The 14,177-nt window shown below is 35.3% G+C and carries 20 protein-coding genes; 14 read left to right on the top strand and 6 right to left on the bottom strand.

Annotated elements, in window-relative coordinates; translation table 11 throughout:
* Positions 1 to 16: 16 nt before the first annotated feature.
* The 7 genes from LO754_RS18595 (at position 17) to LO754_RS18565 (ending at position 5,700) form a co-directional block, all read left to right on the top strand.
* Complete coding sequence (locus LO754_RS18595; protein ID WP_229387505.1) at positions 17 to 1,384, top strand: bifunctional metallophosphatase/5'-nucleotidase; 1,368 nt, start codon at positions 17 to 19, stop codon at positions 1,382 to 1,384.
* 35 nt (positions 1,385 to 1,419) lie between these two features.
* On the top strand, positions 1,420 to 2,529 hold the full coding sequence (locus LO754_RS18590; protein WP_024364829.1) for an HD-GYP domain-containing protein: 1,110 nt from the start codon (positions 1,420 to 1,422) through the stop codon (positions 2,527 to 2,529).
* 44 nt (positions 2,530 to 2,573) lie between these two features.
* A complete protein-coding gene (gene yunB, locus LO754_RS18585; protein ID WP_231784987.1) occupies positions 2,574 to 3,344 on the top strand; it encodes a sporulation protein YunB in 771 nt (256 codons plus the stop codon).
* Between the two features lie 115 nt (positions 3,345 to 3,459).
* Positions 3,460 to 4,383 (top strand): lipoyl synthase, encoded by a 924-nt coding sequence (gene lipA, locus LO754_RS18580; RefSeq protein ID WP_231784986.1) that lies wholly within the window; start codon positions 3,460 to 3,462, stop codon positions 4,381 to 4,383.
* Positions 4,384 to 4,417: 34 nt separating this feature from the next.
* Entirely contained in the window at positions 4,418 to 4,771 is a 354-nt protein-coding gene (locus tag LO754_RS18575; RefSeq protein WP_024364832.1) for a YutD family protein, read from the top strand.
* 157 nt (positions 4,772 to 4,928) lie between these two features.
* A complete protein-coding gene (locus tag LO754_RS18570) occupies positions 4,929 to 5,453 on the top strand; it encodes a D-glycero-alpha-D-manno-heptose-1,7-bisphosphate 7-phosphatase (RefSeq protein ID WP_024364833.1) in 525 nt (174 codons plus the stop codon).
* Between the two features lie 61 nt (positions 5,454 to 5,514).
* Positions 5,515 to 5,700: a hypothetical protein gene (locus LO754_RS18565; RefSeq protein WP_370510647.1), complete on the top strand. Its 186-nt coding sequence runs from the start codon at positions 5,515 to 5,517 to the stop codon at positions 5,698 to 5,700.
* Positions 5,701 to 5,845: 145 nt separating this feature from the next.
* Here the strand turns inward: LO754_RS18565 and LO754_RS18560 are convergent, their stop codons facing one another.
* Positions 5,846 to 6,112, bottom strand: coding sequence for a DUF3055 domain-containing protein (locus LO754_RS18560; RefSeq protein WP_024364835.1), 267 nt, complete (start codon positions 6,110 to 6,112; stop codon positions 5,846 to 5,848).
* Between the two features lie 88 nt (positions 6,113 to 6,200).
* Here LO754_RS18560 and LO754_RS18555 point away from each other — a divergent pair, with 88 nt between their 5' ends.
* Entirely contained in the window at positions 6,201 to 6,653 is a 453-nt protein-coding gene (locus LO754_RS18555; protein WP_024364836.1) for a DUF86 domain-containing protein, read from the top strand.
* Positions 6,650 to 7,402, top strand: a complete 753-nt coding sequence (locus LO754_RS18550; protein ID WP_108030993.1) for a TIGR01457 family HAD-type hydrolase — start codon at positions 6,650 to 6,652, stop codon at positions 7,400 to 7,402. Before LO754_RS18555 ends, LO754_RS18550 begins: the two co-directional genes overlap by 4 nt.
* A gap of 136 nt (positions 7,403 to 7,538) precedes the next feature.
* On the opposite strand, the gene LO754_RS18545 is transcribed toward LO754_RS18550, so the two are convergent.
* Entirely contained in the window at positions 7,539 to 7,775 is a 237-nt protein-coding gene (locus tag LO754_RS18545) for a YuzB family protein (RefSeq protein ID WP_024364838.1), read from the bottom strand.
* 385 nt (positions 7,776 to 8,160) lie between these two features.
* Between LO754_RS18545 and LO754_RS18540 the strand changes: the two genes are divergently transcribed.
* Positions 8,161 to 9,228, top strand: coding sequence for an NAD(P)/FAD-dependent oxidoreductase (locus tag LO754_RS18540; RefSeq protein ID WP_024364839.1), 1,068 nt, complete (start codon positions 8,161 to 8,163; stop codon positions 9,226 to 9,228).
* Between the two features lie 89 nt (positions 9,229 to 9,317).
* Here the strand turns inward: LO754_RS18540 and LO754_RS18535 are convergent, their stop codons facing one another.
* Positions 9,318 to 9,653 (bottom strand): YuzD family protein, encoded by a 336-nt coding sequence (locus tag LO754_RS18535; protein WP_024364840.1) that lies wholly within the window; start codon positions 9,651 to 9,653, stop codon positions 9,318 to 9,320.
* 84 nt (positions 9,654 to 9,737) lie between these two features.
* Here LO754_RS18535 and LO754_RS18530 point away from each other — a divergent pair, with 84 nt between their 5' ends.
* Positions 9,738 to 9,962, top strand: a complete 225-nt coding sequence (locus tag LO754_RS18530; RefSeq protein ID WP_231784985.1) for a NifU family protein — start codon at positions 9,738 to 9,740, stop codon at positions 9,960 to 9,962.
* 49 nt (positions 9,963 to 10,011) lie between these two features.
* Here LO754_RS18530 and LO754_RS18525 read toward each other — a convergent pair whose 3' ends face one another.
* A complete protein-coding gene (locus LO754_RS18525; protein WP_231784984.1) occupies positions 10,012 to 10,704 on the bottom strand; it encodes a DUF2225 domain-containing protein in 693 nt (230 codons plus the stop codon).
* A gap of 182 nt (positions 10,705 to 10,886) precedes the next feature.
* Between LO754_RS18525 and LO754_RS18520 the strand changes: the two genes are divergently transcribed.
* The gene (locus tag LO754_RS18520; RefSeq protein WP_231784983.1) at positions 10,887 to 11,261 is read left to right on the top strand and encodes a HesB/IscA family protein; all 375 of its coding nucleotides are present in this window, start codon (positions 10,887 to 10,889) and stop codon (positions 11,259 to 11,261) included.
* Positions 11,262 to 11,416: 155 nt separating this feature from the next.
* On the top strand, positions 11,417 to 11,548 hold the full coding sequence (locus LO754_RS23530; protein ID WP_255702585.1) for a hypothetical protein: 132 nt from the start codon (positions 11,417 to 11,419) through the stop codon (positions 11,546 to 11,548).
* A 261-nt stretch (positions 11,549 to 11,809) separates the two neighbouring features.
* On the opposite strand, the gene LO754_RS18515 is transcribed toward LO754_RS23530, so the two are convergent.
* Positions 11,810 to 12,052: a hypothetical protein gene (locus tag LO754_RS18515; RefSeq protein ID WP_231784982.1), complete on the bottom strand. Its 243-nt coding sequence runs from the start codon at positions 12,050 to 12,052 to the stop codon at positions 11,810 to 11,812.
* A 95-nt stretch (positions 12,053 to 12,147) separates the two neighbouring features.
* Positions 12,148 to 12,546 (bottom strand): topoisomerase, encoded by a 399-nt coding sequence (locus LO754_RS18510; protein ID WP_231784981.1) that lies wholly within the window; start codon positions 12,544 to 12,546, stop codon positions 12,148 to 12,150.
* Between the two features lie 354 nt (positions 12,547 to 12,900).
* On the opposite strand from LO754_RS18510, the gene LO754_RS18505 reads away from it, so the two are divergent.
* A complete protein-coding gene (locus LO754_RS18505; RefSeq protein ID WP_231784980.1) occupies positions 12,901 to 13,989 on the top strand; it encodes an SH3 domain-containing protein in 1,089 nt (362 codons plus the stop codon).
* The last annotated feature ends 188 nt before the right edge of the window (positions 13,990 to 14,177 follow it).

Below are 14,177 nucleotides of genomic sequence, written 5' to 3'. Positions count from 1 at the left end.
AGAAGAGGTGGCTGGAATGCTAGAAAAAATTCATATTTTTCACACAAATGATTTGCATAGTCATTTTAAGTATTGGCCACGCATGCAAAACTATGTCAATGCGCAACGTGCTCAATATGCAGCTCTAGGGGAAACTAGCTTTTTAGTTGATGTTGGAGATCATCTAGATAGGTCAAATATTTATACAGATGCGACTATTGGTAAGGGAAATGTCCAATTATTAAACGATGCAGGTTATGATGTTGTGACAATCGGTAACAATGAAGGCATTACACTGTCTCATGATGAGTTGTTTCATCTATATGATGACGCGCTATTTGAAGTCGTAGTGGCGAACGTTAATGCCTCGAAGGGACAAAATCCAATGTGGCTAAAGCCTTACGTTGTGTTAACTACAAAAAATGACACGAAAATCGCGGTTATTGCAGCGACAGCTATGTTCGAAATTTATTATAAGGAATTGCAATGGCAAATAGACGATGCACGAAGTTCCCTTATTCGATTAACCCATCAACTGCGTAAAGAAGTAGACATTGTTGTTTGTCTGTCACATTTAGGAATTACTGAAGATGAACTGCTCGCAGAGGAATGTCCTGAGATTGATGTTATCTTTGGGTCTCATACGCATCATACATTGCCAAATGGGAAGTTCATCAATGGTGTATTGCTTACTGGCGGAGGAAAATTTGGCCAATATACTGGACATCTCGTGATAGAATATGATAAAAAAACGAGAGAAATTGTTGAAAAAAAGGATACTTTAATTCATAATAAGGACTTGCCAATTGTTGAAAATGAAAATGAATTTTTGCTAACTTTAGAAGAAGAAGGCAAAAGGTTATTAGACAAGCCTGTATTTTCAACAGAAAAAATGTACAATAAAGAATGGTTCCATTACTCACAATTATCTCACTTATTTGCGCAAGCAATTATAGAAAAAAGCGGTGCAGATTGTGCGTTATTTAATGCAGGGATTTTTTTAGAGGGCCTTCCAAAAGGAACGGTAACCGCGCTTGATTTACATAAAATTTTTCCACATCCAATTAATTTATGTACAATCGAATTGTCGGTATCTGAAATAAAAGAGATTTTTCAGCAATCGAAAAATGAAGAGTGGCCCAATATGGAGCTTAAAGGATTAGGGTTTAGGGGCGTTGTTTTTGGTAAGATGCTGACGTATGGCTTTGCAATGAATGAGGAGCGTCAATTGCTCATTAATGGAAAGATTGCAGATAATGAACGTACTTATAAATTAGTAACGTTGGATTTGTTTACGTTCGGTTATTTTTATCCTAGCTTTAAATATGCAAAGAAAAAATATATTTTACCTGATTTTTTACGAAACATTATGTTAGATTATGGGCAAAGTTTCTTTAAGCGATAGATAAAATGCTTTAAGAATGGATTGGGGAAGAAGTCATGCGATTAATTTCAATCGATGTATTAAAAGAAGGAATGGTACTAGGAAGAACCATTTGGAATGAGGCAGGTCATCCACTTTTAAAGAAAGACGTTGTCATTAATGAACGTATTATTGAAAGACTTCAACAGTTGAATACGCATTATTTATATATTGATGACAAAATTTCTGAAGGCATTGAAGTCAAGGAGACAGTTCCTCCTGATGTCCGGAATAAAGCCATTTCAACTATTAAAGATTCTTTCCAATCATTGAATGGTTTAAGTACGGTGAATGCCTCTTATATACTGGATCAACAGTCGAAAGCGATTGTCACGATTGTCGATGAACTACTCTCAGCTATTACGGGTAATAATGAAATTTTAACGGTTTTAACAGATGCTTATTTATTTGATGAATATTTATATCAGCATTCTTTTCATGTGACTTTATACTCGATTGCAATAGCAAAAGAATTAGGTCATTCTGCTGAAGATCTTCGTTTAATTGGTATTGGTGCCTTATTGCATGATGTTGGAAAGCTTATGGTGCCGAAAGAGATATTAAAAAAACCAGGTCGCTTATCGCATGAGGAATTTGAGATGATGAAAATGCATACGCGTTACGGGTTTGATTTATTACGTAATTTGCATTCTATTTCCTTACTGGTTGCACATTGCGCTTTTCAACATCATGAACGCATTGATGGAAGTGGTTATCCACGTGGCTTAGTTGATTTTGAAATCCATCCATTTGCCAAAATAATTGGTGTAGCGGATGTATTCGATGCGGTGACGACAAATCGTGTATATCGTGAAAAAATGCTACCATCACAAGGGCTTGCCATTGTTGAAGCTGGCTCAGGCACTATTTATGATGCACGAATTGTTAATGCATTAAAAAGATCGGTTGTCCATTATCCGAATGGGCTGATTTTAAAATTATCAGATGGTCGCCGAGGCATTGTTTCTAAACAAAATACTTTGGATGCTGCTTTGCCATGGATTCGAATTTTTGAAGAGCGTAATGAATTACTTACAGCGACATATGAAATTAATTTAGTGGACTATCCAACTGTAAAAATTGATAGTATTGAAACTGATTATGTAGTACCAACGAGAGTCGTATAATTTGCTCCTTCTGTTCATACGTTGTAGAACAGGAGGAGATTTTTTTGTTTTTCCCTCGAAAAAGGATGAAATTGCGAACGAATCATAAAAGAGGAATGCAGCTCAATCGTTTAACCTTATTAATTGTCGCAAGTATTATTTGTATCGCATTATTTCTGTATTTATTAAATGAGCGTCTTAAACCCACATATTTGGAATATGCAGAAGTGCAGACGAATAAAATTGCGTCGTATGTTGTTAGTAAAGCCATTAACTCACGTACTTCTAACGTATTGGACGTTAATGATATAATCGAAGATGTACCATCTGGTACGTCAGTGACCACAAAATTTAATACAGAAATTATTAATAGAGTGCGTGCAGAAACACTTGAACTTGTGAAAATGTATTTAGAACAAGCTGAGCATGGAGAATTGTCCCATTTACCGGATTTAGATAATGTTGAATATGATGTGAATAAAATTCAACAAGGAGATGGTATTGTCTTTTTCGTTCCGCTTGCACAGGCGGCAGATATTCCTTTACTCGGTAATTTAGGGCCTATAATACCCATACGTTTTCATGTAATTGGCAATGTCCATAGTAATGTTACAGCGGATATTAGAGAATTTGGTATTAATAGTGCGTATGTCGAAGTTGGCATTCATATAGAAGTGAATGTCCAAATAATTGTGCCATTTGCTAGTAAGTCAACGACGGTATCACAGGATATTCCTGTAGCAATGGGGTTAACGAGAGGACCAGTACCAAACATTTATACGAATGGCACAGATGCGGTACAGCCATCTATAGAAGTGCCGGTGCCATATCAATAGAAATGTTAGGTTGAGAGTAAATGTTAGTTGTTGCAGTTCGTGTAATATGATACATTGACAACAGTGATGGTAGATCATATTCAACAAAAGATTACTTTGATAGGGGCGAAATTGTATGACATCCTGTAAACCTACTAGCAATGAAAAAGAAGAACATGTAAGAAAACCTGATTGGCTTAAAATTAAACTAAACACGAACGATGAATATAAGGGTCTTAAAAAGCTAATGCGTGAAAAAAATCTTCATACAGTATGCGAAGAAGCACGTTGTCCAAATATTCATGAATGCTGGGGTGAGCGTCGAACAGCGACAATGATGATCTTGGGTTCAGTTTGTACGCGTGCATGTCGTTTCTGTGCTGTAAAAACGGGTTTACCAAATGAGTTAGACCTTGCAGAACCAGAACGTGTGGCAGATTCAGTAGCAATTATGAACTTAAAACATGTTGTTATTACAATGGTGGCTCGTGATGATTTAAAGGATGGCGGTGCAGAAGTATTAGCGGAAACTGTGCGCGCTATTCGTCGTAAAAGCCCTTTAACATCAGTAGAAGTATTGCCTTCAGACCTTGGAGGTATTAAGGAAAATCTTCAACTTCTAATGGATGCAAGACCAGATATTTTAAATCATAATATTGAAACAGTACGTCGTTTAACGCCAAGAGTACGTGCGCGTGCAAAATACGAACGTTCTTTAGAATTTCTTCGTTTAGCAAAAGAGATGCAACCAAACATTCCAACAAAATCATCTTTAATGATTGGTTTAGGTGAAACGCATGAAGAAATTTTAGAAGTAATGGATGATTTACGTGCGAATAACGTGGATATCATGACAATTGGTCAATATTTACAACCGACTAAAAAACATTTACCTGTAAAAAAATATTATTCTCCGATTGAATTCGGTAAACTTCGCAAAATTGCAATGGAAAAAGGTTTCAAACATTGTGAAGCAGGCCCACTTGTACGCAGTAGTTACCATGCAGACGAGCAAGTGAATGCCGCAACAAAAGAGCGTCAATTACAAGCCGAAGTGTAATGTAATTTAGTAGACCTAGAAAGGTGGTGTCACTTTGATCATTATTGAAGGATATGAATACGAAGTTGTTGAAGATTACCGTGAAGCTTTTCAGGAAGAAGTCTTTAAGGAGCGGTACTCAGATATTTTAGTCAAGTATGATTATATTGTAGGCGACTGGGGTTATAATCAATTGCGGTTAAAAGGTTTTTTTGACGATAAAAATCAAAAATCTACCTTTGATACAAAAATCAGTACGCTGCAAGATTACTTATATGAGTATTGTAACTTTGGCTGTGCTTACTTTGTTTTGCATAAACGCGGTAAAGCTATTATGCAGCCTGATGTTGTAATAAATGAAGCTACCGAAGTGACAAAACCAAATGACAATGAACAGATAGCAGAATAGCTAATAAAAACCTGATGCCAAATGTGCATCAGGTTTTTTTATGCGATGACGGCCGTTGAACAATGAACAGCCAAGTATAGTGTGTGTAATTTGGATATAATAGTACAAAAGATTAGTGCTTTAGCATTTATTGATTCTTATTAAAGGTGTGATTTTTATAAAAAGAGCAGTCTTTTTAGATCGAGATGGGGTTATTAACGAAGTGTTGACGAAAAGAGTTAAATTTGTGAATAAGCCGCAGCAACTTTTTTTCCTACCTCATGTGCCAGAGGCGATAAAAAAATTAAACGACTTTTTTGATTTTGTCTTTGTTGTAACCAATCAAGGTGGCGTAGGCTTAGGATTTATGAAAGAAGGACAGCTCAAAAAAATACACATGCATATGACAAATGAATTAAAGACACAAGGTGCTATCATTCATGAAGTCGTGTATTGCCCTCATAAACCAAAAGCTGGTTGTGATTGTCGGAAACCAAATAGCAAGTTAATTGTAGATCTTGCTGAAAAATACAATGTGGATTTATCAAAATCTTATATGGTGGGGGATACAGATACAGACATTATTGCAGGAAAAAGAGCTGGTACAAAAGGCGTTTTTTTAGGTAAATATGATCCACTTGCGGATGCCGTATTCCCAGATTTAATAAGTGCTGTTGACTGGATAATTGAGGATGCATATTAGTTTTTTTGTTTAAGTATAAATCATTTTAAAAAGGAAAGTTTATAAAGTGGAGGTGATAATTTTGGCTAACGAAAAGCAAAAGCAAAAGAAAAAGCAATTAGACCGTGAAGAGTACGGATATGGCTTTGATATTAGTGTAGATGATTTAGCTGTTATTGGGCAAAATAAACAAGCGAAAAAACAAAATGATAATGAAAACAAAAACAAACCACATAATAAAGATAACCCTTCCACTTTAAATAAATAATGATACATCAGGGGTTCTATTTAGTGTAATATTCGATAGACATGATGGGATTTTGACAAAAAAATTTCGCTATATGCCAAAGGGTCTATTGCAGTCCCAAGCAAATGGATTAGCGAAATTTTTTTATTTAAATCTTTAAACAGTATTAGTTTAGTAATTCCCGTAAGTATTCACGCAGTTCCACTGTCTCTTCTTCCGAACGGTTGTATACGTGTTCAAGGTAGCCAGGTTCTTCTACGTCGTCTGGTCCTATAATCGCAAAACGGCCAAATTGGATATCCATCACAAGTACTTTGCCAAAGAAGCGGCTAGATTGTAAAATGGCTAAATCGTAGCGTAGTTTTTGTCCTGCAAAACTAACAAAGCGTGTTTTTGTATCTTCTACATCATCATATAAGAAAAAACGTTCCATCTTTTAATCTCCTTCCAGTCCTATAGATATGGTACTATAGAAGAGAAAAGACTATCAACTTTAAATGATTTGAATGGGGGCTTTCCTTGTGTATTTTGTAGATCGAAATAAAATCACAACAAACTTACAGTACTTAGATAAACTATTAGCTATTTTGGAGACAGAGGATAACTGGCTACAAAATGATATGAAGAAATTAGCGCTCGAACGTATTGGGCATAATGTGATGGAATCAATGATGGATGTAGGTAACTTAATGATTGACGGTTTCATCATGCGTGATCCAGGTAGCTATGAGGATATTATTGATATATTAATCGATGAAAAAGTCGTATCAACTGATATGGAAGCATCGTTAAAAGCTGTTGTAGGCTTACGTAAAATGCTCGTTCGTGAATTCGCATCTGTAGATATAGCAGAAGTTGTGACGGTTTTAACAGCCAGCTTACCGGCTTTAAAGCAGTTTGCACCAGCAGTGAATAACTACTTAACAAATGAGCTAGGTCCCGTATCAGCATTTTTACCTGAGGATCATCAATGAAAACCTATAAGGCTTATTGCTTTGATTTAGATGGCACTGTCTACCGCGGAAAGGAAGGTATTCCTTCTGCGGTTGCTTTTATACAGCAATTACAGCAGCAAGGAATTGAGCCGTTTTACGTAACAAACAATTCCTCTAAAACGAGAGAGCAGTTACAAGAAGCTTTACACGCAGTTGGCGTAGAAGCACCACTTCATCATATTTATTCAAGTGCTTTAGTAACAGCAAAGTATGTAGCTATGAATTTCCCAGACAAAAGAGTAGCAATGATGGGCGCTGATGGGATTCGATTGGCGTTGTTAAATGAAGGAATTGAACCTGTAGACAATGAGCCAGATGTATTTGTTATGGGCATCGATCGCACATTAGATTATATGGCACTGGCAAAGGCTACAATTGCTGTACAAAATGGTGCTGCCTTTATTGCAACTAATCAAGATATTAAATTTCCAACAGAATATGGATTTTTACCTGGAAATGGCTCATTTGCGCGCCTAGTAGGAGAGGTTGCTGGGGTTGAACCAATCTACATCGGGAAGCCGTCTGCTGCAATGCTCGACATCATTGCGTTAGAGCATTGTTTTACAAAAGATGAGATGGTTATGATTGGTGATAACTACGATACGGACATTATGTGTGGTATTCATTTTGGCTGTGATACCATTCATGTCAATACAGGTGTAACACCAACAAGCGAAGTTTTAACAAAAGAACAGCAACCTACTTATTTAGTGGAAACGCTGGTTTAAAATTTTGCTCGAGGTATAAATTAACAAAGGATGTTATGCCGATTTTGGTATAACATCCTTTTCATATGTGTAACTTTATTTTGTTAGGACTCAAACTTTTTTTAAAATATATTGATGGTATCCATGTTGTCTACAATTACCATAATGGATTTTCATCAATAAATTGATATATAGCTTTTGTGAGCTCCTCTGGTGAAGCAGCTTCTACTAATTCACCATTGACAATCGCGTAAAAAGATTCAGAACACTTTGTACAGTAGCTAAGGCAGCCATATTCCAAAACATCGATATTTGGATCGCGTTCGAGTATTTCATAAGTTTTTTGTGAGCCATTTGCTAAATTACTTACACAAAATTCAACCATTGGATTCATATGTTCACCTCACCCTTGATATGCTACTAGCTTTTGAAACGTTCGTCAATGATTTAAATTGATTGAGTTAAAGTCGTTCCAGTTTATATGAATGCTGACTAACCGTTTATTTGTAGTGGGGATGCAAATTATTGCAAGATACTTTTGGATGTCACCAATTTTAAGTTAAACTTTTCGAGTCGGCTTATTTATTACGGGGCACAAATTCTGCCGAAATGTAATTGACTTTGGCATAATTGTTGTGTGAAAATGCAAAGAAGTAATCGATATTGTGAAATCTTTCACAAAAATGCAATCTTATATTGTGAAACTTCTCACAATCGGTTATACTCATTTGTGGATACTTTGTGAACAATTATAATTAGATACATTAAAGGAGACTATTATGGGGAAATTAGTACTTTTAGGTGGCGGCTACGGCAATATGCGTGTCATGCTTCGACTTTTACCAAACAACTTACCTTTGGACACGGAAATCGTGTTAGTAGATAGAGCGCCTTTCCATAGTTTAAAAACAGAATTTTATGCATTAGCAGCAGGGACTTCAACAGATAAAGAAATTCGTGTAAGTTTCCCAGAGCACGAGCGTTTAACGGCTGTGTATGGTGAAGCCGTTGGGATTAACCGTGCTGAAAAAGTAGTCATTCTAGAGGATGGGCAACGTATTGAATATGATGATTTAGTTATTGGTCTAGGCTGTGAGGACAAATACCATGGTGTACCAGGTGCAGAAGAGTACACATACAGCATTCAGACGATGGCAAAATCACGTGCAACATTCCAAGCGTTATGTGGTTTACCAGCAGGCTCAACTGTCGGCATTGTTGGTGCTGGTTTAAGCGGTATTGAGTTGGCGAGTGAGCTACGAGAAAGCCGTGCTGATTTAAAAGTAAAATTGTTTGACCGAGGTTCACGTATTTTAAAAGACTTCCCAGAGAAGCTTAGTAAATATGTGAAAGATTGGTTTACGAAACATAATGTAGATGTTATTGCAAATTCTAATATTACAAAAGTAGAACCAGGGAAAATTTTTAACCATGAAGAGGAAATACCACTAGATGCAGTAGTTTGGACTGCAGGTGTGCAGCCTGTTAAACTTGTGCGTGAAATGGATGTTGAAAAAGATCGTCAAGGTCGTCCGATTGTCACGCAATACTTTAATGTGTTGGATGATGAGCACGTCTATGTTGTTGGTGACTGCGCTTCTTCTGACTTTTCTCCTAGTGCACAATTAGCGGAGGAGCAGGCGGAGCATATCGTAAAAGTATTACGTATGCGTTGGAAAGGTGAGCGTTTGCCAGAAAAAATGCCTGATATTAAACTAAAAGGTTTCATGGGATCATTAGGTAAAAAACAAGGCTTTGCTTACTTAGCGGATACAACTGTTACTGGTCGTATTGCACGTTTAATGAAATCTGGATTACTATGGATGTACAAATATCAAAATGATTAATGCGTTGCTCATATTCTTTTGAGCATACTAGTAAATAATAAAAGGGATTGCTCAAAGGTAAACTTGTGAACAATCCCTTTCATGTATTATTAAACGGTTTCGTCTGGTGTAAAGCCAAGATTTTCAAGTGCATTAAAGACCGGCTTTAATTGGACATACCCTTCTCCTACTACTTCATCATTGATGAGCACGAGTGGATAGAAAAATTCATCTTCTTGAATACGTCTAGCATAATCTAAATCACGTTCATTCTCAATTGGACCTTCAATATCGACATAACGAATAGCATAAGCTTGGTCTGGATATTTACGATCAATAGCGGCTTGCAACCACTCATATGTATCCTTAGAAGATGGTGCATTGACACAGCTAGCACAGATGACCGCAGTGCCATAAATTTCGATAATTGGTTTTGTTTGATCCATAGTATTTATTCTCCCTTGTGATTCTATATTGGATTTTTTCTGTTGCTAACATTATAATCATTATAAGGAAAGGAGTCGAGACAAATGGCAGAAGCAACAATTAACGACCAAGTTCAAGAAGTATTAGATAAATTACGTCCATTCTTATTACGTGACGGTGGAGACTGTGAATTAGTAGATGTAGAAGATGGCGTTGTAAAATTACGTTTATTTAGTTGCCCTAGTTCTACGATTACATTAAAAGCAGGTATTGAACGTGCTTTATTAGAAGAAGTACCAGGGATTATTGAAGTAGAACAAGTTTTCTAACATTTACGTACAAAAAGTTCTAGCTAATTTTGGCTAGAACTTTTTTAATTTACGCTTGTCGAGATTTTTCTTTTTCTTCGCGAATCAGTGTCCATTGTTCCTTTGCCATATCGATAATTTTTGCTTCGCCACCAATACTTTGTTTCTCAATAACCTTAGAAAAGAAGCGTGTCGCATTTTCGATATCACCGATACGTCGTGATAGCTCGGCAATCATATACATAATGCGTACATCAGACATTTGAGTTGCGCTGTAATCCTCATTTGAATAGGAATCCATATAAAGATCTCGGGACATTTTCATAAAACGCTGCTCTTGACCTTCATTTTTTAATGAACGATATAACCACGCAAGACGTAAAGTTAGACCAGCAGTAGCAACGAATTTTTCTTTTTTAATCGTAGCGCATAAAAATGCTAATTTATAGGCTTGAATCGCTTGGAAGACCGTACGTTCACCTTTAAAATCATGGTGAATCCATTTTTCTGTAATTTGTGTCTTTATCTCATCTTGTACGCCAGGCGCAAAATATTTTGTAAAGTCCTCTGTAAAGGAGAAGCCACAATGCTCACAAACAAAAACATTGTAGTAAAGAGCATTGACATCGTCAGCATAAATCGGCTGAAAATCGGTTTCCGTATGATCCACTTTTATGAATTTAGAGCGTACTTTTAATGTTGGAAATTCTTTTTTACAATTAAGACATTGAATTTTTTTTTCATAATACGGTGAAATCTCCATAATATATACCTCTTTCATCGATGTAATTATAACTATTATACCAATAGATGCATTTAACACATGAATAAAAAATACTAATTAAGTGAAAATATCGGGAATTTTGCTAATAATCTACTTCAAGCTGAATGTTTGTCATACAATAGTCAAAATTGATATGATAAGTAAGAAGGAAGGTGATTGGGATGACAAGTTTAAAACAAGTAATAGACGTGACTGAAGCGGCTGCATTTCATATTAATGAAATGATGAAGCATAATGAGGAGCAAGGTTCTTTTTTACGCGTAGCTGTTAATGGTGGCGGATGTAGTGGTCTATCGTATGGCATGCATTTCGATAAAGAGAAAAAAGAAGACGATTTTGAAGATGTACAACATGGTTTAACGATTCTTGTTTCCCGCGAAGATGCGCCTATTTTAATGGGAACAAAAATTGACTATAAACAATCGTTAATGGGTGGTGGCTTCACCATCGACAACCCAAATGCCATCGCATCTTGCGGCTGCGGCACAAGCTTTAAAGCAGCAAAACGTGAAGGTACGCCTGAAGTTTGTGAATAATTAAACGTGATATAAATGTTGAAGAAGGGTTGTATAAGTCTATACATTCCCGATTATAAGTAAACACAACCCTAAATTAGCGTCGTTAGGGCTGTGAATACCAAGCCTTTTTGATTTGTCTGTTGCGGAAAGCATCACAAATTGAGGAGGCTTTTTTGTATGGTTTAAAAAAAGTAAACAAACACAATGTAGAAAGAATATCCAAAAACTTTGAACAATCAATTGACCTTATGGATTCTGCTAAAAATGCAGAGGGGCTTCCTATTCTTATTATAGTAACTGCGTAAGAGTGTTCCTTCTTAATAACAGGAACCCAATCTTATTTTTCTTTTATAAAAAAGAAACCTGTTCCATTTTCTTGTGGTATAAATCCCTCTTCAATGGACAATTTTTCTATAGTGTTTTGTTCATGTGCTGTAATTACAGCGGTAACATCCTTTTTTCATTTGGCTCCCCTTTAATAAAAAAGAAACCTGTTCCATTTTCTTGTGGTATAAATCCTTCTTCAATGGACATTTTTTCTATAGTGTTTTGTTCATGTGCTGTAATTACAGCGGTAACATCCTTTTTTCATTTGGCTCCCCTTTAATAAAAAAGAAACCTGTTCCATTTTCTTGCGGTACAAATCCTTCTTTAGCGGACATATTTTCTACCATTTTTTGTTCTTCTTTTGTTATAACCGTAGTAATATCTGTTTGTTCTTCAGCTGATCCTATATTGTCTTTTGCAAAACCAATTGTGAATGCTAAAACGCCTGTTAAACCAATAGTGAAGACTAACTTTCCTTTCATATAAAAACCTCCATTTGAATGTAGTTTGAACCAATAACATATTTCTTTATCATTTTTCCTTACACAATTTTATAAAGCAACTTAGAACTTCTCCGTTAGAGTTTCTCAATTTTTATTGTTATATTTTCTTCGCTAATTGTGATGTTTTCTGTTTCAGATACTTTCTTTATAGAATCTTTAATTATTTGTTTAATCATCTTATCATCAACTTTTGTATTCTTTGGAAAGCTTATTGATATATCAATAATTCCTTTAACGGGACTACCACTTACCATTATTCCTTCTATTGACTCACTATCCAATTCCGTTTGTTCTGTAATAGATGCCATTATTTCTGTTTTAAATTGTGAAATTAAATTTAATTCTTTTGATTCTGACATTACATTTGCATCATTTTCCTTGTTTTCCGTAATATCTATAATTTCCTCTTTATTGCAGCCAACTAACAAAATTGAACTAAAAACAATTCCTGAAAGCATAGCTTTTTTTAACACTTATACTCCTCCTTTATAAATAAATTACATATTTTGAAAAAATATCAATACTAAGTTTAACGATATATATTGGCGAAAGTTTCAATTTAAACATAATATCTTACCTTATTGAATTGATAAAAATGAGTAAAGATATAAACATAGAATGACTAAGGTATTTTCTAGAACGCCTTGATGTTCATTTACAAAGTATATCGAGGTTGTGCACAGTCGAATCGAAGCAATGAAAGCGGATTGCATTTCTTGTTTATTCATTTATATTTAGCTTTAAAAATAGGTAAAATTTATTATGGAAACATATACAGTCAATAGTAAAAATGGTAGAATAGTGAAGATTAAAAGGAGGTCATTTGATTGAATATACTTAAGAAATGGTTTGTTGCAGCCTTTGTACTCATCATGTTATTTACTTTTCAGCACCAAGTAGCTGAAGCAGCAGACTACCGAACAGTGAAAGTTGTGAGTGGCTCCAGCTTAATTGTTAGAGAGTCGCCGAGTGATACAGCCAATTCGGTTGGTAATCTAGATAAGAACCAATTTGTAATAGAGTTTTCTACTTCTTCTAATGGTTGGTCTCACATTCAAGCTGGTGATGTTAAGGGCTACGTTAATACTTCATTTTTAAGCGTTCCACCTTCAACAATAAAAATTGCAAATTCTAAAAGTGGTCTTGTTGTAAAATCTACGCCATCGCTATCAGCAGCCACATTAGCGACATTGAAGTACAATATGGTCGTTGAAGATTATGGTTCGGTAGGGAATGGATGGTCCTATGTGCAGTATGGTAATGTGATAGGCTATGTTAAATCCGATTTTATGGGAAAGACTAAAACATCGACTAAGTATGTAAATACAAGTAGTGGGGTTGTTGTTCGCAATATTGCCAGTCAATCTGGAGCTTCAGTAGGTTCATTAAGCAATGGTACACAAGTAACAGTACATTCTACATTAGTAGGGTGGTCTTATGTAACTGCTGGGAATGTTAAAGGGTATGTAGTCGATTCATTTTTATCGACAAAGAAACCTGTTGTACCTTTCAATAATATTAACTTTAAATTGTCTATTCGTGATGTAGAGAGAAATGAAAAATCAACGTTTATTCAAAAAGTTCAAGACGATAGAGAAACTTATTTAATTTATGAGACGAAAAAATATGGCTATTTTGCAGAGTTAACATACATTTTTATAGGTGGACAATTAGAGTATATTAGCTATGATTTCTATCCAGATCAAAATAGTTATCATACATGGGATGAAATGTCTGTTTTACATGATATTCTGCATAGAAAGGGTGTTGCAGAATTTGGTAATGACTATCAATTCACATATGAAAAATATAATAGTCTATATACTACTTGGGAAAAGAGTGGTTACAAGGCATTGCTAACAGTGCACGATAACTATCTTTATACAACGGCAAAATTAATATATTATCGTAAATAAAATTCATATAATTAGTAATATAGATATAAAGCCTTTTAAGTTGGTGCTTGCAAAAGCATAATGAATTTAAAAGGCTTTTTTGTATGGTTTTAAAGAAGGTGAAAATTGCAATGGAGAATGAATATTCAGTGTTAGTAATCGGGGGTATTTATAAAAAAACCTCACATTGTTGTAATGTAAACCTCCAA

This window comes from Lysinibacillus sp. GJ-1 (assembly GCF_021166035.1).
Classification (GTDB): domain Bacteria; phylum Bacillota; class Bacilli; order Bacillales_A; family Planococcaceae; genus Lysinibacillus; species Lysinibacillus sphaericus.
Note: the sequence above shows the minus strand (reverse complement) of the source record. Positions and strands in the feature narration are given on the sequence as shown.

Bases quoted from the DNA above. Each gene is read 5' to 3' on its own strand.
- LO754_RS18595 (WP_229387505.1), top strand. From the start codon at position 17: ATGCTAGAAAAAATTCATATTTTTCACACAAATGATTTGCATAGTCAT.
- LO754_RS18540 (WP_024364839.1), top strand. From the start codon at position 8,161: ATGGGGAAATTAGTACTTTTAGGTGGCGGCTACGGCAATATGCGTGTC.
- LO754_RS18520 (WP_231784983.1), top strand. From the start codon at position 10,887: ATGACAAGTTTAAAACAAGTAATAGACGTGACTGAAGCGGCTGCATTT.
- lipA (WP_231784986.1), top strand. From the start codon at position 3,460: ATGACATCCTGTAAACCTACTAGCAATGAAAAAGAAGAACATGTAAGA.
- LO754_RS18560 (WP_024364835.1), bottom strand. From the start codon at position 6,112: ATGGAACGTTTTTTCTTATATGATGATGTAGAAGATACAAAAACACGC.
- LO754_RS18525 (WP_231784984.1), bottom strand. From the start codon at position 10,704: ATGGAGATTTCACCGTATTATGAAAAAAAAATTCAATGTCTTAATTGT.
- LO754_RS18590 (WP_024364829.1), top strand. From the start codon at position 1,420: ATGCGATTAATTTCAATCGATGTATTAAAAGAAGGAATGGTACTAGGA.
- LO754_RS18515 (WP_231784982.1), bottom strand. From the start codon at position 12,052: ATGAAAGGAAAGTTAGTCTTCACTATTGGTTTAACAGGCGTTTTAGCA.
- LO754_RS18535 (WP_024364840.1), bottom strand. From the start codon at position 9,653: ATGGATCAAACAAAACCAATTATCGAAATTTATGGCACTGCGGTCATC.
- LO754_RS18545 (WP_024364838.1), bottom strand. From the start codon at position 7,775: ATGAATCCAATGGTTGAATTTTGTGTAAGTAATTTAGCAAATGGCTCA.
- LO754_RS18550 (WP_108030993.1), top strand. From the start codon at position 6,650: ATGAAAACCTATAAGGCTTATTGCTTTGATTTAGATGGCACTGTCTAC.
- LO754_RS18530 (WP_231784985.1), top strand. From the start codon at position 9,738: ATGGCAGAAGCAACAATTAACGACCAAGTTCAAGAAGTATTAGATAAA.